Here is a 20,353-nt window from a genome sequence, read left to right as displayed (position 1 = left end):
ACAACCGAGCAATTTCCGTAGTTGAAAAACTACGGCTCCATTGAAGCATCTTCCCCCGGCCATCCAGAGTATAGAAATATATGAGGATTTCCGTAGTTGAAAAACTACGGCTCCATTGAAGCGCCGACGCTGCCGCCCCCTGCGCCGCCTCGCTTTGCGATTTCCGCAACTAAACTGTTACGGCTCTACTAAAGCTGAACAATTTTTGCTCTTAATATTGCACTACCAATCAATTACCATATGGCAGTAAATCTCCTTAAAATATTTTTATTGTTCACTAACAAACAATACCGTAGGATTTCTCGCTTCACTCGAAATGACAGTCATCATCTTTCTTCGTTAAAAATTTATTGATTTTTATTTTTCTAATGGAACGGTTTCAAATTTACTATTAAAGCATAATTTTCTACTGAATAACTCGCGGCTGCAGATACAGCTCGCGAGCGCCGCGTCATACGAAAGCACAAGCGATACCGCAATCATTTGGCTCTTACAGTCTTGGCTATGATGGTACAGACAAGGAGATACTTGGCATGTCTATACAAAGCGACAATGACGCTTTAGCAGTCATTGAACCCACAGGCGATCACACTGAATTAAAACCAGCAAAACGAGTCGAGCGCACCGTATCCACTAATGTTAACCCACCATCAACACCTGTAAAACTTGATGTACCTGATCTTATACCGGCCCGCATGCTCAATGAATACGCTTATTGTCCACGGCTTGCATATCTAGAATGGGTACAAAACGAATTTGCCGATAACTATTTCACTGAAGATGGGCGTTTTGCTCATCGCCGTGTTGATGTTGAGCAAGGTGACGTTAACCAAACAACTGACGATGATGCGCCGCGTGTCGTCCGTTCATCAATGTTATCAGCACCACAAGCTGGTTTTATTGCGCGTATCGATCTTATCGAAGTTACTGGTGAAGTTGCTGTGCCGGTTGATTATAAACGCAGCAGCAAACCTAACACTCCTAACGGAGCATACGACCCAGAACGCGTACAACTTTGTGTACAAGGCATTATCTTACGTGAAAATGGCTTTACCTGTGACCATGGCATTATTTATTTTGCTGGTTCTAAAGACCGTGTCGAGGTTACATTTGACGATGCTCTCATTACGCAGACACAATCATTGGCGACTCAACTGCGTAAAATGGGTGAGCAAGGTCATATACCACCGCCTCTTAATGATAGCCCAAAATGTGAAGGTTGTTCATTGGTAAGTATTTGCCTGCCTGATGAATTGGTATTGTTGTCAAAGCAACAGCAACAACAAGATAGCAACGAACCCCGTCGCCTTATGCCAGCGCGCGATGATGCCTTGCCCGTTTATGTACAAGAACAAGGTGCATACGTCACCAAATCGGGCGATTTGTTGATCATTAAAAAAGGTAGCCAAAAACTTGCCGAATGTAAATTGTTCGAAACCTCGCAGTTAAGTCTGCTTGGCAACATTCAAGTCTCAACCCAAGCATTACACGAACTGGTGAGTCGTAATATACCAGTGGGTTATTTTTCTTCAGGTGGTTGGTTTTATGGAATGACTATCGGTTTGCCTCACAAAAATATTGAACTGCGTATTCATCAGCATAGAGTGGCGGCTAATCAAAAACAGTCACTGCTATTAGCCTGTCGCTTTGTAAGCACAAAGATCCGTAACTGTCGCACAATGCTGCGACGCAATGCTGACAACATAACAGAACTTATACTCAATCAACTTAAAGAACTTTCGCAACAAGCATATGAATGCGAGTCAGCCGAATCGCTGCTTGGTATTGAAGGTACAGCAGCTCGCCTATACTTTGAGATATTTCCCAACATGATTAAACGCAACGAAATTGACGGCGATTTTACTTTTACAGGTCGCAATCGTCGGCCACCACGTGATCCTGTAAACGCTCTATTGTCACTAGCATACTCACTACTGACTAAAGATTTAACTATCATTATTACAATGGCGGGGCTCGACCCCTATTTAGGATTTTATCACCGACCTCGTTATGGTAGACCCTCATTAGCTCTTGATCTTATGGAAGAGTTTCGTCCTATCATTGCTGATTCAACAGTTATTGCAGCTATTAATACAGGCGTTATTACCTCAGAAGATTTTACATATGCAGGTGGTGCGGTGGCGTTAAATAAAGGGGCACGAAAATCATTTATGCAAGCTTATGAACGCCGTATGGATCAACTTATTCGTCATCCGGTATTTGGATACCAGATTAGTTATCGCCGCATTCTTGATGTGCAAACACGTTTGCTAGGTCGCTATCTAAGCGGCGAAATTAACGCCTATCCTGAATTTATTACGAGGTGATGCATGCGTAGCATGTATATTGTTAGTTACGACATTTCAGATCCTAAGCGTTTACGACAAGTATTTAAAGCCATGCAAGGTATGGGTGATCATGTGCAATTATCTGTATTTCGCTGTGAATTGTCAGCACGCGATAAAGTACGAATGATGGCTAAACTCACTAAATTGATTCATCACAAAGAAGATCAGATACTGATTATTGATATTGGCCTTGCCCCAGGTCGCAGTGACCAGGCAGTAGAGGCCATTGGTCGCTCTTATGCAGTTAAAGAGCGAACTGCGATTGTAGTTTAATATCGTTATATTGATTATGACCAAATCGCTTATATATTTCATATGCTTGATTGGTATTAAGAGATACTACATTCATAGCATCTTCAACACCAAAGAACCACGTGTCTCTTTTTTCAGTAAAGGAGCAAAGTTGTCACTTACAACAACGGGGACAAAAATGCTATATGCACTTATTATATCAAAATTGTATCAATCATAGAGCCTTTAGGTTACCAACATTGGAGTTAAGGCAAATGTTTCGTATCCATTTAAATAAACAACGTTATTGGTTTTTGCTAAGCCTTTTTTGCTTCTTAAATGCTTGTGCAAAAACGACTGATGGCAATAAAAATAGTGAAGAATCATTAACACCTGTACGGGTGCATACAATCACACGTGAGGATATTTCTGACGAACTTACCTATGTCACTAACTTACGTGCTTTTGCTGATGTAAAAATATATTCAACAGTGCCCGACCGTATTCTTTATTTTCCATGGCAAGATGGTGATTATATTGAACGAGGTCAGCGTGTTGCCCTTATTCGCAAAAGCGGCCTTGATAAAGGTCTTGAACAGCTAGTTGCACAGGCAGAAGCGCTAGATGTACAAATTAAAAATGCCGCTAGTGAAGTAGAACGCAATAAAAGTTTGCTTGAGGCTAATTCTATTTCGCGGCAGTTATTTGACCAAGTACAAACGCAATATCTATCCTTGCAGGCGCAGCGTCGCGCTTTAGAAGCAAGTCGGGATCAGCTTGCAATCACAGCAGGCAACGCCATTATTACAGCTCCGATTAGTGGTGTCATTGCCAGCAAGATGCTTGAAGTTGGCGATATCGCCATGCCACAAGTGCCTCTTTGCCAAATTTTATCGATTGCTAAGCTTAAGGCTACGCTTAATTTTATCGAAAGCGATATTAACAAAGTGAAAATTGGGCAAAAAGCAACAATACATTTTGATGCTTACCCAAAGCGTTCATTTGCGGGAGTAATCAGCACAATTATGCCATTTTTAGATCCTGGCACACTTACCAATACGGTTGAAATTACCATCGACAATCCTATTGACGAAACTAGCGCAAAACGCCTGCTAAAACCCGGTATGTTTGGCCGAGCTATTATTGTTGTTGCTAAACGTTCGCAAGTTATCGTTGTCCCTGAAGAAGCCCTGCTACTTGATAATAGTTTGTTGCAACAGCAAGATAAAAATCTGCGTCTTGCTTTTGTGGTACACAATAAAACTGCTCAACAACGAGTTGTACAACTTGGCGCTCGCAAAGGCTCTAAGTGGGAAATTAAACAAGGAGTTGAAGCTGGTGAGCAAATAATTATACGTGGCCATCATGCTCTTAAAGATGGACAAGAAATAAAAATCGACGAAAAGAAACAACCATGAGTTTATCGTCTCTCTCTGTACATCGTGGTGTAACCTTTGCGATGCTCTATTTGATTATCGTTGGCTTTGGTCTTTTTGGCTTAAACCAACTCGATCTCGACATGTTTCCTGATATTTCTTTTCCGTCGGTAATAATTATCACTACCTACGAAGGCTCTAGTCCAGAAGACATCGAAACACTTATCAGTCGTCCGATTGAAAGTGCAGTCGCTTCAGTAAAAGATGCTGAAGAAATCCAATCGACCTCGAAAGATAGTACTTCGATTGTGCAAGTAAATTTCAAATGGAGCAAAGACATGGAGCAAGCCGAGACCGACATCCGGCGTGCTGTAGACATGTATAAAAAATCGCTCCCTGATGATGCCTCTGAACCCATGATCTTTGCTTTTGATCCCTCACTGCAACCCGTGGTTGGTATGATGCTCACCGGCCCCTATCCACAAGATGAACTACGACGCATCGCGATTAATATAGTGCAACCACGTCTAGAGCGTTTGACTGGCATTGCTTCGGCTGAAATAGCAGGAGGCCTAGTGCGCGAAATTCAGGTGGTTCTTGACCCTGCTAAAATTTCAACCCTTGGTATTAGCCCCTCTCAAATAGTGCAAGCAATTTATCAAGAGAATACGCAAGTACCAGGGGGAGCTATTCAACAAGGCACTCTAGATTTTACGATTAATGCAACTGGCAAATATCGCAAGGTCGATGAAATCAATGAAGTGGTTGTAGGATCACGCCAAAGTTATAAAGGGCCAGTACCGATACGTGTTAAAGAAGTTGCAAAAGTTATCGACACTTTTCACGAAAATCAACGCCAGCTAGAAGTTGATAAAACGCCTGGTGTTTGGATCATGGTGCGTAAACAATCAGGCGCCAATACCGTTAAAGCGGCAGAAGCGGTGATCTCTGAATTACCCGAAATAAAAAAAATCGCCGGCAGCAAGATTGAATTTAAGCTTATATTCAATACCGCTGATTATATTAATCAAGCAATCGGCAATCTCTCAACCACCGGCTTGTCTGGTATTGCCATCACTTTTTTAGTGTTACTGTTTTTCTTACGCAATATCAGAAGCTCAATTATCGTGGCGAGCGCTATCCCGGTGTCGGTTGTTGCCACTTTTGGCGTCATGCACCTTGCAAAAATGAGTTTAAACATTATCTCGATGGCAGGTTTAGCTCTTTCTATAGGTATGCTTGTTGATAACGCTATTGTGGTGCTTGAAAGTATTTTTAGCTCTCGCGGCAATAAAAAACCTCCATGGCAAGCTGCGATAAGCGGCGCTAAAAACGTAGCGCATGCAGTAACCGGATCAACATTAACTACCATTTCGGTTTTCTTGCCCGTTTTATTCGTGCCAGGCATTGCCGGGGTTCTCTTTCGTGACATGGCAATTACTATTTGCTTTTCGCTCTCGGTGTCTCTTGTTGTGGCCTTAACCATGATACCTTTAGCAGCCTCACGGTTGCTTGGCACTTCGCGTGGTATGACACTTTCTGAAAACGCAGGCAGTCATGATCCGCTAACCAAACTGCGCTCGCGCTATGGTAGCGCCCTAAGTTGGGCGCTTGCTCATCGAAAGTGGGTATTTGCAGGAGTTGGCGGTTTAATCGCTGTTACTGTCTTGTTGTTGGTAATTTTACCAACTGATTTCATGACAGAAGATGACAACTCACAATTATTTATTTCTGCTGAAGCTGCGGTTGGTAGCAATATCGACGAAGCCAAAACTGTTATGGACGAAGTTGTTGATGCGGTTGAACGTGTTGTCAAACCAGAAGAACGCCGAATGATTGCATTAGATGTGGGCACTGGCGAAGGTTTCGTCGCCATCTTTTCTAAGGGTGTACACTCTGCGACTATTCGTGTGCCTTTAGTACAACCTGGCCAACGCCAACGTTCACTACAACAAATTGAAGATGCTGTGCGTAAAGAATTAAAGAAAATATCTGGTTTAAAAGCAACCGTAGCGCAACCATTCAACATGATGGGAGGCCAAGGAGACATTGAGATCCAAATTCGCGGTCATGACCTTAAAATATCACGTAGCCTCGGTCTCGATTTACGCGACCGTTTAAATAAATGGCCAGAAATGGGCAATGTGACTTTTTCAATGGATGATCAAAAACCAGAAGTACGTCTACGATTTAAACGAGCCAAAATGGCCCAAATTGGTCTTTCTACCGCAGCAGCAGGTAATGCCTTATCCACTTATTTTATGGGACGCACTGCTGGCCGTTTCTCAGAAAACGGTGAAGAATATGATATTGTTGTTCGCTATGATCGAAAGTATCGCCTTGACGTTAACGAGATTAAACGCATGCCCGTGTCTACCCCTGCTGGAGGTGTAGCGCCGCTAGCTAACATTGCCGATGTTTCGTTAGGTCTGGGCCCGGTTGATATTACCCGCCTTGACCAAAGACGCATCACCAAACTTAACTGTTATCTCAACAAAGATTATACTGATGCTAATGGTAAAAACGCGAGTAAAGATTTAGGCGCAACCATTAACAAAATCGATAAAATGTTAGCTTCTTACTCATGGCCTGACGAATTTAGCTTTCATGTAGGCGGCACTGCTGAAGACTTTCTTGAATCATTTAAATATCTGGGCTTGGCTTTATTAATTGCTGTATTTTTAGTATATATGGTCATGGCCGCACAGTTTGAATCACTGCGCGAGCCATTTATCATTATAATCACTGTACCTCTGGCTGCGGTTGGTGTTATTCCGTTTTTTGTGCTTACGCGTACTCCTCTTGATGTTTCCTCTATGATTGGCGGTATTATTCTTATTGGTATTGTCGTGAATAACGGTATTGTTATGGTAGATGCAGCTAATCAGCTACGCGTTAGTTCTCCTGATAAAAAAGAAGCCATCTGGCAGGCGGCACAACTACGCATGCGCCCTGTGCTAATGACCGCCATTACAACATCAATGGCTATGTTTCCATTAGCTCTGGGTATTGGTGAAGGTTCAGCTGGTTGGCAAGGTATGGCCAAGGCGGTTATTGGCGGTATGGTAACTTCAACATTTTTAACCTTATTTGTTGTGCCATGCATGTACACTATTTTTGCGGTGAAAAAAGTATATGCTGATAATGAAGAAAAATCCGAGTATAGTGATAATAAATTATAAAATTACTTTTAAAGGTAAGCCCTTCATCGCCATACTCTAGTTTATTAAAACGCTACTTGCCATTACTCTCTTTCGTAACTTCTCCAAAAGTCTGGACGAAACTAGGGTTATTATCCCGAACGAAGAGAGGGATCTTATAATAAACATTAAAGAAAGATTCTTCGCTACGCTCTTAAATGACAATCCTGTCACGTGTGCGCCAGGCTTTTGGAGAAGTTACCTCTCTTTTTGTATAACTTGCTGATATTATTGCATATTTTTGGTGTCTGGCACCATTGTTTGGTGTCCCATTGTTTGGTGTCTGGCACCATTGTTTGGCACCATTGTTTGGGGGAAACGAAAAATCAGGTCTTTTTTCATTTGCTTGAAAATATCAATAAATCTTGAGTCCGGCTAAATTATTATTTTAAATAAAATGATTGTATTGAATGCATAATGAATGCATAATGAATGCATGGCTACATTAACAGTCAGAAATTTAAGCGATGACATACTTGCCGAGCTTAAAAAACTCGCACAGAGAAATGGTCGTTCGCTCGAAGATATGGTGCGTCGTCTACTTGCAGAAGTTGTAGTTGATCACTTATCCGCATGTGAATTAATTGAAGCCTCTTGGCAAAGGCAATCGCGAACTCCTTCGGTTGCAGAAGTAAATGCATGGCTGCGTGAGAGTCGTCCGTGAAAGTTGTCGTTGATACCAATGTAATTGCTTACTACATTTTAGGGACTAAACCTTATTGCAATGAATGTTCTGTTTTTTTTCATACTACTACAGATTTATTAGCACCGAGTTCATGGCAGGCAGAACTTACTAACGTTCTGTGGTTATCCGTAATGCATGGAGTGTTTGATGCAGCAGAGGGTATTGAGTGTTTGCGGTTAGCTAACTCATTAGGTATTTGTAGTATTGCTCCAGCAGCTATTTGGCAAGGGGCTTTAGCTCGTGCAGTCACTTATAAACATCCTGCTTATGATACGCTTTTTATAGAACTTGCAGTACGTGAAGGATGTAAGCTTGCAACTTTTGACCAACGGTTAATAGAATTATTTCCTGCGATTGCTTGCAGGCCACACGAACTAAATGAAAAGTGATGCGTTATAGGTAAAACCAGCGACAACCGGGGCAACAGGGCAACAACCGGGGCCAGACGAATTTAACATATTGTTATAGAAAGACTTTTATCGTTTTTCAAGGGAACAAGCCAGATAAGCGTATATTCAAGAAAATGTCCTATTTTTATAAAATAAATTGTTAAACAGCCTACTAAAAAAGTAATATTAACCTCACATGAAAAAAATAATTAAAATTATCCTATTACTAATTCTCTCAAACTGTAGTCGCAATCTTGACACATTTCAGGCCGATTTAGGACGTGAAACTTCGCCATTTGGTGAGATACGCCTGCCCTACGCAGATATCTATGGGTATTTTGGCTTTGCTAAACCAACTAATGATAATTCACAAAATCAACTTGACCCAAAAACAACACTTACAGAAGCTAGAGCTTTCTACGTATACCTCTGGTTGCCCCAAGCTTTGCCTGAATTAGGGCTAAGACTTATCTCCCCAGTGCCCAAATCTATTGAACCATCACCTCGCGATGCAGGGGACGATAATTTTGAACAAAATTATTATCAAGACCCTAAAAGCTTTTTCGATGCCTGGATGCGTATTGAACGCTGCCCTACCATAGCTATGCCTGAGGTGGTAAATAATCAACAGTGTAGTCAATGGGTAAAATTAGCTGAAAATGATGATTCTAAAGAAATGCCTGACTTGCCCAATGGAATATATGGTAATTGTTTGATGCGAGTAGCATCTATTAATGATGACCCGCTAAAGAGCATTAGTCGAGGACTTTATCGTATTGCGATTGGGGCTGATAAAAATAACAAACTGTTCGGCTCTTTTTTACTTCAAGTTGGCGCTCCTGTTGAGCTTAATGGTTTAGCAATGGCACGTTCAACTGAAGAGCTGCATAAAATAATTACAAAATAAAAATTGATTAGTTACTCACCCCAAACTCATGTTGTAATTTTTTAACGCTAGCAGTAAAAAACACGCCAATTTGTGAAGCGGTAAGAGGTACTTTGCTAAGCACATCGTCGCGTACAGAATTAAAATTATAACGAAAGAAATTCATACTTCTTATTGATAATAGCTTGAAATTATGGTGAAATTCGATGCCAATCAATAACGTCAATTATTTAGATATGCTGATGCGAATATAGATATGGCGTATTATGGCTCTGGCGGTGGAGGAGCTTTACGCTTTTTATATGATTCACCTGGACTTAAACGTTCAAGAGCTAAAATCGCATCATTATAATCGTTTTTTGCAGCAACAGCTGCGCGATATGATTTTATTGCTTCGGCAATTAAACCTTTGCGCTCAAGTATTTTTCCTAAATTGAAATGAGCTTCAGCGTATTTTGGATCTGCCTTAGTCGCTGCTTTCAACGATGCTATTGCTTCTTCAACCTTACCGTCTTTATATAAAGCAAATGCGAGATAATAATTAGCTTCAGCGAAATCTGGGCTTATCTTTAAAGATTGGCGATAACTAGCAATCGCATCATTATTGTTTCCTCTGGCATATAACGCACGACCCAACTCTACATGAGCTCGAGCATCACGAGGATCTGCAGCAATTGCGTTTCGATAGGCAATTATTTCTTGGCTATGTTCACCACGAGCGAAATGAATTTGTCCTAAACCGACATAAGCTTCACTCAACTGTGCGTTGAATGCTAAAGCCTTTTTAAAATATTTTTCAGCATCATCATACTTACCTCGTCGTAACTCAAGCTGCCCCTTCACCATCCATGCTGGACCAAAATTAGGATGATCTTCAAGGGCTCCTTGTAATTCATCATAAGCACGAGAACTAAAACCATATGACATTAACGCTTGGGCTAATTTAACTCGAGCTTCAGTATTGTAAGGATCAACCTCACGAGCTTTTTCAAAAGCCGCTATTGCACTTTTCCAGTCTTTACGCGCCGCTTGTGCTGATCCTAATAAAATCTGCGCCTCAGCATTTTTAGGAAGTAAGCTGGCATATTTGTCAAAAGCTTCAGCAGCTTGCGTAAATTTACGAGCTTTCATGAAAGCTTGGCCAAGCTTTCTATGAGTTTCAGCATCGGCTGGACGGTCTTTTAAAGCTACACTATATGCTGCCAATGCTGCTTTCATATTGCCACGTTGATAATAAATTTCACCAAGAGCAATCTGTGCGTCTCGATGATCAGGTTTATCATAAACTAAACCTTCGAGTGTTTTGCGAGCTGCATCAACTTGCCCTGATTTATATTGGGCTAAACCAAGATTATAAATTGCATCAACAAAATTTTTGCGCTGCTTTAGTGCTTTATTAAACTCTGTAATTGATTCTGGACCCTTACCTAGCTTGTCATAAATAACGCCAGTGTTATTGTAGGCTTCAGCATAGGTAGGATCAATTCGAACTACTTTTGCATATGCTGCAATCGCATCATTTAATTCACCACGCCGCTGATGGATGACGCCCAAATTATAATGAGCCATGGCATCGTTGGGACTTAGCTGTAGCGCTTTATTAAGCATTTTAACCGCCTGCTCAGTAAAACCACGATCAGCATATGATTTACCTAAGTTTACTAAAGCCGGTGTATATTCAGGATCTAATCGTAACGTTGCTTTATACTCAGTAATGGCTTCATCGAGATTATCTTTTTTTTCGTATGCAACACCAAGATTGTAGTGGGCTGCAGCAAATGCTGGACGCAATCGTACCGCATTACCAAAAGCCTCAATCGCGTTAGAGTATGATTTTTTGTCTAAATTGGCGAGGCCCAGGTCGAAAAAAATCTCTGGACTTTGGTTATTTAATTCAACAGCATGCCCTAATGCTTCAATGGCATCATCAAAACGTTTTGCGCGTCGATAGCAAAGACCTAAGTAGTGAAAACCATCGTCATCAGTTGGCGATAATTCTGTAACATATTTAAAAGCTGATATCGCTTTATCTAATTTGTCTTTCTTCGCATATGATAATCCTAAGGTAAAAAATACTGTCGGATCATCTTTATTTGCCGCAGCGAGACCCTCAAATTTAACAATAGTTTTGTCGGGATCATCAATATTTTCACCAATTGTGCTACCAGCAGTTGGATCTATTGCTTCCTTTGCAGCTCCCCAAGGCTGCAGGGCAACTAATAATAAAATTACGATCACGGTTCACCCCAAGCCATAGCATCATCTGCCCAAGGACTAGCGGCACCACCGCCACTTGTTTGTTCAAGTTGATTGCGAGAATCTAGCCATTGCTTACGTAGCGTCTCAACTTCTTTTTCAGTCTCATTAATGGCCTGCTGTTCTTCGCGTGCAACTGCGACCACTTCATCAACCTGGGCTTCATAATCAGCTAGGTCTATCTTATCTGCGCCACGTACGTTGTTCTTTTTTACTAATTTTGCTTTAGCCAATTCATACTTGGCAAAGGCAACTCGTACTAAACCATCCTGGGCTTTGAGTTTTTCTTCAAACAGAGAAACACGAGCCTCAAGAAAGTCTTTTTTCAACTCTAAAATATCAGCCGAAGTTTTCGCAATTTGCATAGCCTTTTCATCTTCTTTACTATCAGCGCGTTCATAATCAGCTTCAGCAGCATTGCGTTGGGAGTTAACGGAACTTATTTGTTGTTTAACTTTTTGTATTTGTCGAGAGATTTGTTCTAACTCATCAATAGCAATACTTACTTCGTTCTCAGCTTCAAATAGCAAGAGTTTGTTCTCAACCGAAACTTCAAGTAAGAGATCACGGTCGACTTGATAGCTCAAACCACCACAACCCCCTAAAAGTAAAACAGTTGCTAAAATCGTAACTCTCATTATGTTCCACCCCCTTCCTGAAGCATACGAGCGACTCCAGGATGGTAATCTGGTGCTTTTAAATTTGCAGTGGCAAGATTTCCGGCTGCACTTAGATAGCGTTTAGACATACGGTCAAATCCATAGGCATGACATAAGGCTGCAAGATTAGCTGCTGCCGCGGTTGAACGTTCACGCATAGCCACCGTAAAATTGGCAAAAGCGTCTTGTGGCTCACCAAGACTCCAGGCGGCGACTCCCCAAAGATTGAGAGCTACAGCATCACGAGGAGCCAACTCAATTGCTTTATCAAGAGTAAGCCTTGCTAAATGATAATCACCCACTTGTATAGCCATACGACCTAGCTGTTTAAGCACATCAACACTCTCTGGCGTTTTTACTAATTTCTGTCGAAGTTTGTTTAATTCACCTTGATAGGCTTCATCACCATAACTACTAGCTCTATGTCGCTTCGCATCGGTAACAACTGTATCAAAACTGTGCGCCATACAAGCCGAAGCGTGCGGTGTAAAAACTTTTAGCTGCTCGGCTTTATCTGCGCAGGCTTTAATAACCTCCTTAGCTTTTGCTTCATATGATTGGGCTTGTTGGTTGATTTGATCCTGATATGTCTTTTTATCTTGAGCAGAAAGGCCTCCAGGTAATGGCAATTTAGCAATGGTTAAACCAAACCCATGATATAAACGCGCCAATTCTTGCAACGATGCGATAGCCCATTCTCCGCGACCGAAATTAACTGCTTGAACATATAATTGTTCAGCAGCATTTAGCAGTTGTATTTTTTGCTGCAAAATTGCTTCGGCAGAAGCAGCATCACGAAACTGCAAGGCATCAAATTGCCGCAGCAATACACGTGCTAAAATATAAACTGCGTTTGCCTGTATGTCTTTTTCATCATCCGTACTAGCTCGCATCTTAGCAACTTGAGTCAATTCTCGGATGGCTTCGTTGTCTTTGCCTTGCTCAGCATAAGCAATACCAAGGTTAGCAGCCCCAACTATCCAATTTCGATCATCATTAAGAACTTCTTTGGCAGATGTTGCTAATTCTGCCCATGATTGTGAAACGCGGTATATTGATAATAACTGCGAAGACGCTTCACGACGTTCAGCTAAAGTGCCACGCCGACGTAATAAGAGAAAATGTGGTGCTGCTTTATCAATGTCACCCAAGCGCATCCGAATACCGGCTGCAGAATTAAGTGCTGATCTTGCATTTTTATTAGTAGGAAAGCGTCGATACATTTCTTCATATAAAACGGCAGCTCGCTCAAAATCTGCCGCCCGCAATGCAAAAGCACCCATTGCATTTAATACTGCGGGAGCACGAGTAGATTTCGGATAAGCGCCAAGAAGACGACCACCAAAGTCAAATACACCAGCGACATTACCTTCACTCATAAATTTCATGAAGCCAGCATATAAAAAGTCTTCACCTTCTTTTGCACCTTTATGTTTCTCCCATTGTGCCAACATTTGTTCAGAGAAATCACTTTCGCTTGCATTAAGTACTGTGACTTCAACATTGCGGCGCTTTGCTGCTTCAGCAAGCTGCATCGCTTCATTTTTAAATTTGGTATCTCTAATTCGTGGATTATCGACAAAGTGTTTCGCCAGCACCGCTAACTCAGTATATTTTTCAAGTCGATTTATACTATCAAGCGCAAGGTTAGCTGCAATGACAACATCTTTGTGTTCAGGATATTCATCAACAAATGTTTTAAAGAGTTCAGCAGCTTTTTCATAACCGCCCTGCAAATAATGCATCTTGGCAACATTAAACTTCACATTTGGTGTTTTTGCATCTTTGGGCCAGGCGCGTACAAAGTAAGCGCCGATCTGTTTCATTCCTTGACGAGCCCGCAATATCTGCCACGAGTCAAGCTGCTTTCTATTCTTTTTATCGACGTTTTCGCTACTTGTTGATGATGACTTTAATGAAGTACCAGCAAGCGCTGCTGAACTCGCGGCAGGTCCACGCGCAATCGCATCATCTTCAAGAGCATTATGAAATGAAACAATCGCGCTATAAAGCAAGTCACGACGTTCTGGTCCATCTTGCATGTTTTTTGCAACATCTTCGTATTGTTCTCCTGAATCGACAAATTCACGTGCCTGAAAAAGTGCTTCAGCACGATTGAGTCGAATAGTACGATTTTCTTTTGAATCACCATATAAAGATAAGTAGCGTCTATACGCCAATGCTGCTTTTTCCGAACTCTTAATATCTTGGCGCCGTTGTGACTCAACATGCAATCTTGTTGCTAAATCGCGTGCACGTAATTCGAAGTCTTTTAAAATTTGTCCCTTTTCTTCATCAGCAAATTTCCAATGATTTTGCACCGCGGCTACGGTTTCAATGATAGCCTTAACATCTGCAGCTGCATGGTCATACTTGCGACTATCACGACGCGGTAAATTACGTATTGCCTCATCAATACGTTGCACATACTCCATATTTAGCTCAGGGTCATTTACCAGCGTTACAATTTCACGATAAAGAATAACCGCATTAAGGTATTCAGTCTTTGCAAAATAGCGATTTGCAAGTCGCCTAATGCCTTCTACATAAAGTGTTTTTGATGATGCTAAACCACGAAAATATTTAAGAGCTTGTGGTGCTTTACGAACCTCAGAGTACGGCCAAGCCATCGCCAGCAAAGCTTCACGTTTGACATCAAGTTTATGTGCATCACCCACTGCACCTTTTTTCTTTTTCGGTTTGCTTGAAACAGCTAGTTCGAAAAGTTTTAACGCCTCTTTATACTTTTCTTGGTTGATACGGATCCATCCAAGTTTATAGCGGGCCATGTCGTGCAAATGACTCTCTGGCAGTCCGACTATCTCGCTATAATATTTTTCTGCTTGGGGCAGATCGTTTTTATCAAAATAATAGTCGGCTAAAATTAACCTTGCTTCTATTGCCCAATCGCTTTTGGGATATTTTTCTTTAAGATCATTAAGCTCTTTAAGCATCTTTTCCCATTCGCCAAGTTCACGGTATTCATGTGCTCTAAAAAATAGAACCTGGTCATTTTTGGGATAATCGGGGTACTCTGTTACTATCTTAGTGTATGTTTCGATAGCTAAACGCTTACTGATTTGTACTTCGATGGCTTTATCGCCAGTAAGATTAGCGGCGCCCTCTGCTTGTTGTTCCATAATGCGCGCATATACATAGCGTGAACGCTCGACAAAAAGTTCAGCAAGGCGAAAATATAACTCAGGCAAATAATTTGCATCTGGATTGTTTTTAATTAGTTCTTTAGTGACGGTAATTGCGTGATCAACCTTATTAATATTGGCTGATAGTTTAGCGATAAGCTCAGCTTTAGCTTGGGCAGCGTCAACATCACCAATTACGACAGCGTAAGCTTGTTGGTTATTAATAAACGTTAAGCCTAAAAAGAGAGACACGACACCGCTAAATAGGGTCTTGCACTGTTTCATTGCTGACCCTCCACTTCTTCAAAACATCGATTGGTGACAAAAACCTCATATGAATGTAGTTCATCATTCCAATATTCAGTATCGAATTCGTAGTAAACATTGGCTGAGTCATATGGAACTACTAATTGTTCTTCCATCGTGGTACGAGCAGTATCGGCTTTTAGTCGCTTGAAAATATCAAGACCAACTTCGTAATCTAAAAGTTCTATTTGCTCTGCCGCATCAAGCAACTCGCGAGCAATAACATCGGCATGACCGGTAAACTCTCGACGCCATAATCGTCCCTGCTCTTTTAGGGTTAAATCATAAAGCGTTTTTAATTCTTTATCGAGTTCTACTGGTTCCCAAGTTGATTCATAGTCTTCAATTTTTTCACGCTCTTTCTCTAAATTTTGAATGAACGCTGTTCGCCGAGAGATAGGACCTTGCTGGGTTGCTCCGTCAAAAATAACTTTTGCCTGCGCTAATGGAACCCGGCGTTCAAGCTGTTCTATGCCATCACCAAAATGAAACCGAAAAGACCGCAAAGCACGTTTTGCCGGTATGTAATGGCATAGCTCTTTTAGAATCAACGCACGAATTAAATAAATGTCAGGTAAGAAATACTGTTTATAACTTGGAGCACCAAGAGCATGTAAATAGCCTAAAGCGCGGCGTGGCTCTTTAATGTAATATGCCGCCCAGGCTTTTTCTAAAAGTAATTGAGCTTGCTCAAAAGAAAGTTCAGTTTGTTGTACTTTGTCATATTCTTTTAATGCGTCGGCATAGCGATGCATATCAAACAATAAACGCGCTAATGCCAAATGAGCCTTATTTTTCATATCAGCATCTTCAATCGGACTTTCAATAATCATATCAAACAGTACAATTGCTTTATCGTCTTGTTTTTTAGTAAGGGCGTAGACAGCTCGAACGTATTGCGCTCGTATCGCATAAACACTTTTATCTGATATATTTTTAAAATGATTTTCACCCCAGCGTATATAGCCATTACGATAGTCAATTAAACCTTGCATGTAATTTATAAAATCATTGAGATGCTGTGGTATTGTCCCAAATTCAGAGTCATAAATGACTTCTTGATAAACTAAACGTTCATCTACTGGACGTTCATTTTGAATAGCCTCAATACGCGCGATGGCCTGCGGCAATATTTCTGGCCGCGAACGTGTTTTTGCCACAATTGAATAATAGTGAATGGCGCCATGCCAGAGGCCAAGCCCAGCTAAACTTTCAGCCAAGAAGAATTGCGCCCATTCGCGATTCTCTGCATTAGCGCCACCAAATTTTAGATAACCATAAAATAACGAAGCTGCTTCTACCCAATCTTGTTCATGAAAAGCTGCTAAACCATCATCAAAAACCGTAGTTTCTAAATTTGGTTCGGCTTCTTCAGCTACCATTTCTTCTGAAACCTCTTCGACTTCTTTAGCTTCGTCTTGCTCTTGTGCCTTGACCTCTTCTTTCTCAGCTTCTTGAGCAAAAACTGAGAAAGGAGCACAAATTAATGACAGAATTACAATTAGGCGCCCAATCATGGCTGCACCTCCGCCGCCGGTTTAATCGGGCTACTTAAGAAATTTAGCGCCGCTGAAATTGATATAAAAAATGCATTCTCCGGAGGAAGCTGATTAAATATTAGGTAATCACGTAAATCGAGACGCCACGATATTGTTTTGGTTGACCAAAACCGCAGACCTAAACCCACGTTGGCAACTGGGCGAGGATATTTGCCCAATAAAACTCCGCCAATCCCAAAGGCAAAAAACGTTTCACTAGTGACAATATCTCTATTAAAAATTGCGAGTTTACCAAAAAGAGGCTTCACTACTAGGCTGCTTGTGGCAATAAAATGGATGCGATCACCACCATGATTTACCGGTCTGACACTGTAATCCTTATACAGATCAGTCTCTAGCGAGGTATCTTTATTAAGTGAATATCCTGCACTAGCAATTTCCCATCCCCAAAAATCACTAAAATGATAAGTGTAGCTAGCTGTTGGTACCATACCAACATAGAAGGCATTTAATGGCAAAACGCCTAAGCCAAGTTGAAACTCATGGCCTAGATGAAATGGTCTAGGTTGAATCGCAAATACACGAGGTCCTCTATTAAAACTCTCAATATCATAAGCCGCCGCATTACGACTGATACTGAGAAATAAAATTACTAATCCCCACAGTATTGGCCGCTTCATTCTTCGCCTCCGAGTGTAGCTGCCATACCGAGACGAAGCTGTATGGCTTGGCGAATTCGCCTTTTGCCAGTAACATCATGAAGATACACTAATTCGCTAAGATCAAAACGCAACGACCACGTTCGCGATAACCACATACGCAAACCGCCGCCAAAATCAGCACCAAAACTAAGTTTAGAGCTCGTATTGGTTAAATTTAAAACATTAGGGCCAAGCTGTAAAAATGCTTCAAGATGAACTACTTTTGTATTAAACATCGCTTCTTTGCCATAAAGCGGTTTTAAAACTAAATGCGATGCGGCAATCCATTGTATAGCAGGTAAGTTAGGTGTATCAGCGCCCGATGCTTCAGCAGTGCGTTTTAACTTTCGCATTAAAGATGTTTGAATATTGTAAGCGTAGCTGAATTGACCGATTTCCCAGGCCCAGTGGTCATTAAAATGAACTGTATAACCAAATGTACCAATTACACTTTTGTAATATGGATCAACAGGCAAAACACCTGATGAAAACAAAAATTCGTGATTAAGTTCATACTTACGATTCTGAATAACATACGGTTGATACTTGACTTTTACAGAATCATCTTCAGCCGGTGGCTCAAATGGAGCAGCGTGCGCAAGCCCACTTGCCATTATTAGAGCCACTACAAATGCGGCACGCGCCGCTTGGTTCATGGTTTTGCACTCCTTCACGTGGCTATTGGTTGGCACGCACTTTAAAGTATCCCATGTCTCGCGTTGTATTACGTAACCTTCGCACTAGCTCACGAGCAACTTTTCTATAAAAATGGGCTGCAAGTGCATTGTCGCGTTTTAGCAACGCAAGTAGCGAAGCTGCTTCAAAGCGGTAACATCGACCTGGGCTGTCGGCCACAATGGCAGCCGTACGATTCATACCGCCAATCACTTCCATTTCACCAAAATACGAACCTTTTTTTAATACAGTAACGTCTACTTCATCACCGTTTTCATCAATTACACGAACGACAAAAGTGCCTTCAATGATTACATATAAGGCATCGCCTGCTGCATCAGAATTATAAACAACTTGACCTGATTCAAACTTATTCTCGCAAGCAATGGCTGCAAAACTTGCTATTTGATCAGAATTTAGATCAGCGAATAATTCGGTTTGCGCCAATTCCATCGCGGTATTCATATATGGTCGCCTCCGACGTCAACTGACAGTACTTGATAATAGCCTACCTAAGCACTGGCTGTGGGGTCAACGACTAGCTTTATATTTCGTTTAGCAGTTTAGCCTACATGTAAGCCGACGTCGAAAACTTCGAACCAATAAAATGCATTTTTTTAATGGTTATCTAGGGGGTGTCCCTAAAAACAGTTAAAATACGCGGTAATTTGGAGAAAATCTTAATTTTAAATTTTTAATAATTCTTTAACAGCATTAATTACTTGCGGCGCTTGAATGGGTTTAGTGATGTAGGCGTTAGCACCTAAGGCTAATGCTCGCTGTCGATCTTCGGCTGCGCCCTCTGTAGTAATAATAATAATCGGAATATCTCTGTGAACATCATCAGAGCGCACAATAGATACAAGCTTCAGTCCATCCATCATTGGCATATTAATATCAGTAATAAGGATGTCGAACTTGTTTGCTTTTAGCTTTTTAAGTGCATCCATGCCGTCATCGGCTTCGGTCACTTTGAGTGTAGGTAAACGACGCAGCGCAAAGACAATTAGCTGCCGCATCGTTGGAGAATCTTCAACCACTAACGCCTGAATATCAGCCATACCGCGTATCCACCCTTTACGAGGTAACGAGGTCAATGAGGCCCTGGATTGTGTTTAACTTACGTTTTGATTCTGTGTAAAGCTTTGCAGAAAAAATTGCGGTAGCTGCATGCCCTGCGAGTAGGGTAAATAACTCGTAGTCAACATGCGCTAAGCGCTTTTTCTGCGATAAAAAAGCGTAAATTAAAATAACACCCAGTACGCGATCTTTGATCTTTAAAGGTATACAAACCTTCGGATTACCAATGTCAATTTTTTCTAAATCACTCTCCACATCGCTCACAAAATGAGGTTCACCGCTTGTAACTACTTTGCCAACAATTCCTTCTGAAGTCGATAAAGCATTAAACTGCTCCCGTTGAATACCTTCGGCGACTAATGAACGCAATTCATTGGTTTTTTCGTCAATTAGGCCAATACAGAATTTTTCGGCACCAACGAAATTTAATACAATTTCAACAATAATTTGCACAACCTCTTGAAAATCAAGAGTTGAATGTAATTGATAACTTGCAACATAAATATTTAAAAGATTGTTATTTTCGTTTTCAATTTCGACATAACGACTGGCAAAATCTTTATTTTCAGCCTCAACTTCTTGAAAGCGTAACAAGGCCTCTTGCCTTTCGCTTTCAAGACGCTGCACCTTTTCAAGTAGTTCACGCACAAGATCGTCATCACGACTAGGTGGATTTAGACGTAATTCTAATTCAGCAACACGAAAACGTAATCTTTCATTTTCTTTAAGCAATTCTTCGGTAAATTCCGCCCCACGTTTGAAAATTTGCAAAAATTCTCGTCGTGCGGCGAGAAGTTCTTCAGGGCGTTCATTTCGAGCTGTATCTTTTGGATCTTCCATGTGTCTTACTTAAACTCGTTGTATCATGCTCACCTAGAAGGCCTCAAGCAACAGTTCTAGCATTATCACTGCAAATTTA

At 41.2% G+C, this 20,353-nt stretch carries 17 protein-coding genes and 1 CRISPR repeat array (1 of these 18 running past the window's edge); of the genes, 7 read left to right on the top strand and 10 right to left on the bottom strand.

Annotated elements, in window-relative coordinates; translation table 11 throughout:
- Positions 1–195: direct repeats of the CRISPR family, unit length 36 nt; unit sequence ATTTCCGTAGTTGAAAAACTACGGCTCCATTGAAGC (it extends 498 nt beyond the left edge of the window).
- A gap of 500 nt (positions 196–695) precedes the next feature.
- The 7 genes from cas1 to JW841_08360 all read left to right on the top strand — a co-directional run bounded on the left by cas1 (position 696) and on the right by JW841_08360 (position 9,136).
- The gene (cas1, locus tag JW841_08390; GenBank protein ID MBN1960951.1) at positions 696–2,327 is read left to right on the top strand and encodes a CRISPR-associated endonuclease Cas1; all 1,632 of its coding nucleotides are present in this window, start codon (positions 696–698) and stop codon (positions 2,325–2,327) included.
- 3 nt (positions 2,328–2,330) lie between these two features.
- On the top strand, positions 2,331–2,621 hold the full coding sequence (cas2, locus tag JW841_08385) for a CRISPR-associated endonuclease Cas2 (protein ID MBN1960950.1): 291 nt from the start codon (positions 2,331–2,333) through the stop codon (positions 2,619–2,621).
- A gap of 233 nt (positions 2,622–2,854) precedes the next feature.
- Positions 2,855–3,997, top strand: a complete 1,143-nt coding sequence (locus JW841_08380) for an efflux RND transporter periplasmic adaptor subunit (GenBank protein MBN1960949.1) — start codon at positions 2,855–2,857, stop codon at positions 3,995–3,997.
- A complete protein-coding gene (locus tag JW841_08375; GenBank protein MBN1960948.1) occupies positions 3,994–7,137 on the top strand; it encodes an efflux RND transporter permease subunit in 3,144 nt (1,047 codons plus the stop codon). Before JW841_08380 ends, JW841_08375 begins: the two co-directional genes overlap by 4 nt.
- Positions 7,138–7,591: 454 nt before the next feature.
- A complete protein-coding gene (locus JW841_08370; protein ID MBN1960947.1) occupies positions 7,592–7,819 on the top strand; it encodes a ribbon-helix-helix protein, CopG family in 228 nt (75 codons plus the stop codon).
- Positions 7,816–8,229 (top strand): type II toxin-antitoxin system VapC family toxin, encoded by a 414-nt coding sequence (locus JW841_08365; protein MBN1960946.1) that lies wholly within the window; start codon positions 7,816–7,818, stop codon positions 8,227–8,229. The genes JW841_08370 and JW841_08365 overlap by 4 nt, the downstream gene beginning before the upstream one ends.
- 196 nt (positions 8,230–8,425) lie before the next feature.
- The gene (locus JW841_08360; GenBank protein MBN1960945.1) at positions 8,426–9,136 is read left to right on the top strand and encodes a hypothetical protein; all 711 of its coding nucleotides are present in this window, start codon (positions 8,426–8,428) and stop codon (positions 9,134–9,136) included.
- Between the two features lie 7 nt (positions 9,137–9,143).
- Here JW841_08360 and JW841_08355 read toward each other — a convergent pair whose 3' ends face one another.
- The 10 genes from JW841_08355 to JW841_08310 all read right to left on the bottom strand — a co-directional run bounded on the left by JW841_08355 (position 9,144) and on the right by JW841_08310 (position 20,274).
- Positions 9,144–9,281 (bottom strand): hypothetical protein, encoded by a 138-nt coding sequence (locus tag JW841_08355; GenBank protein MBN1960944.1) that lies wholly within the window; start codon positions 9,279–9,281, stop codon positions 9,144–9,146.
- A gap of 98 nt (positions 9,282–9,379) precedes the next feature.
- The gene (locus JW841_08350; GenBank protein MBN1960943.1) at positions 9,380–11,353 is read right to left on the bottom strand and encodes a tetratricopeptide repeat protein; all 1,974 of its coding nucleotides are present in this window, start codon (positions 11,351–11,353) and stop codon (positions 9,380–9,382) included.
- Entirely contained in the window at positions 11,350–12,009 is a 660-nt protein-coding gene (locus JW841_08345; protein ID MBN1960942.1) for a hypothetical protein, read from the bottom strand. The genes JW841_08350 and JW841_08345 overlap by 4 nt, the downstream gene beginning before the upstream one ends.
- Positions 12,009–15,458: a tetratricopeptide repeat protein gene (locus tag JW841_08340; GenBank protein ID MBN1960941.1), complete on the bottom strand. Its 3,450-nt coding sequence runs from the start codon at positions 15,456–15,458 to the stop codon at positions 12,009–12,011. The genes JW841_08345 and JW841_08340 overlap by 1 nt, the downstream gene beginning before the upstream one ends.
- Positions 15,455–16,996 carry a hypothetical protein gene (locus tag JW841_08335; protein MBN1960940.1) on the bottom strand — a complete coding sequence of 514 codons (1,542 nt, stop codon included), beginning with the start codon at positions 16,994–16,996 and terminating at the stop codon, positions 15,455–15,457. Before JW841_08335 ends, JW841_08340 begins: the two co-directional genes overlap by 4 nt.
- Positions 16,993–17,658 carry an outer membrane beta-barrel domain-containing protein gene (locus JW841_08330; GenBank protein ID MBN1960939.1) on the bottom strand — a complete coding sequence of 222 codons (666 nt, stop codon included), beginning with the start codon at positions 17,656–17,658 and terminating at the stop codon, positions 16,993–16,995. The genes JW841_08335 and JW841_08330 overlap by 4 nt, the downstream gene beginning before the upstream one ends.
- Positions 17,655–18,335, bottom strand: coding sequence for an outer membrane beta-barrel domain-containing protein (locus JW841_08325; protein MBN1960938.1), 681 nt, complete (start codon positions 18,333–18,335; stop codon positions 17,655–17,657). The genes JW841_08330 and JW841_08325 overlap by 4 nt, the downstream gene beginning before the upstream one ends.
- 22 nt (positions 18,336–18,357) lie before the next feature.
- Entirely contained in the window at positions 18,358–18,819 is a 462-nt protein-coding gene (locus JW841_08320) for a cyclic nucleotide-binding domain-containing protein (protein ID MBN1960937.1), read from the bottom strand.
- Positions 18,820–19,040: 221 nt separating this feature from the next.
- Entirely contained in the window at positions 19,041–19,415 is a 375-nt protein-coding gene (locus tag JW841_08315; protein MBN1960936.1) for a response regulator, read from the bottom strand.
- A gap of 16 nt (positions 19,416–19,431) precedes the next feature.
- A complete protein-coding gene (locus JW841_08310; protein ID MBN1960935.1) occupies positions 19,432–20,274 on the bottom strand; it encodes a GAF domain-containing protein in 843 nt (280 codons plus the stop codon).
- Positions 20,275–20,353 lie beyond the last annotated feature (79 nt).

This window comes from Deltaproteobacteria bacterium, from assembly GCA_016931625.1.
GTDB lineage: Bacteria > Myxococcota > XYA12-FULL-58-9 > XYA12-FULL-58-9 > JAFGEK01 > JAFGEK01.
Note: the sequence above shows the minus strand (reverse complement) of the source record. Positions and strands in the feature narration are given on the sequence as shown.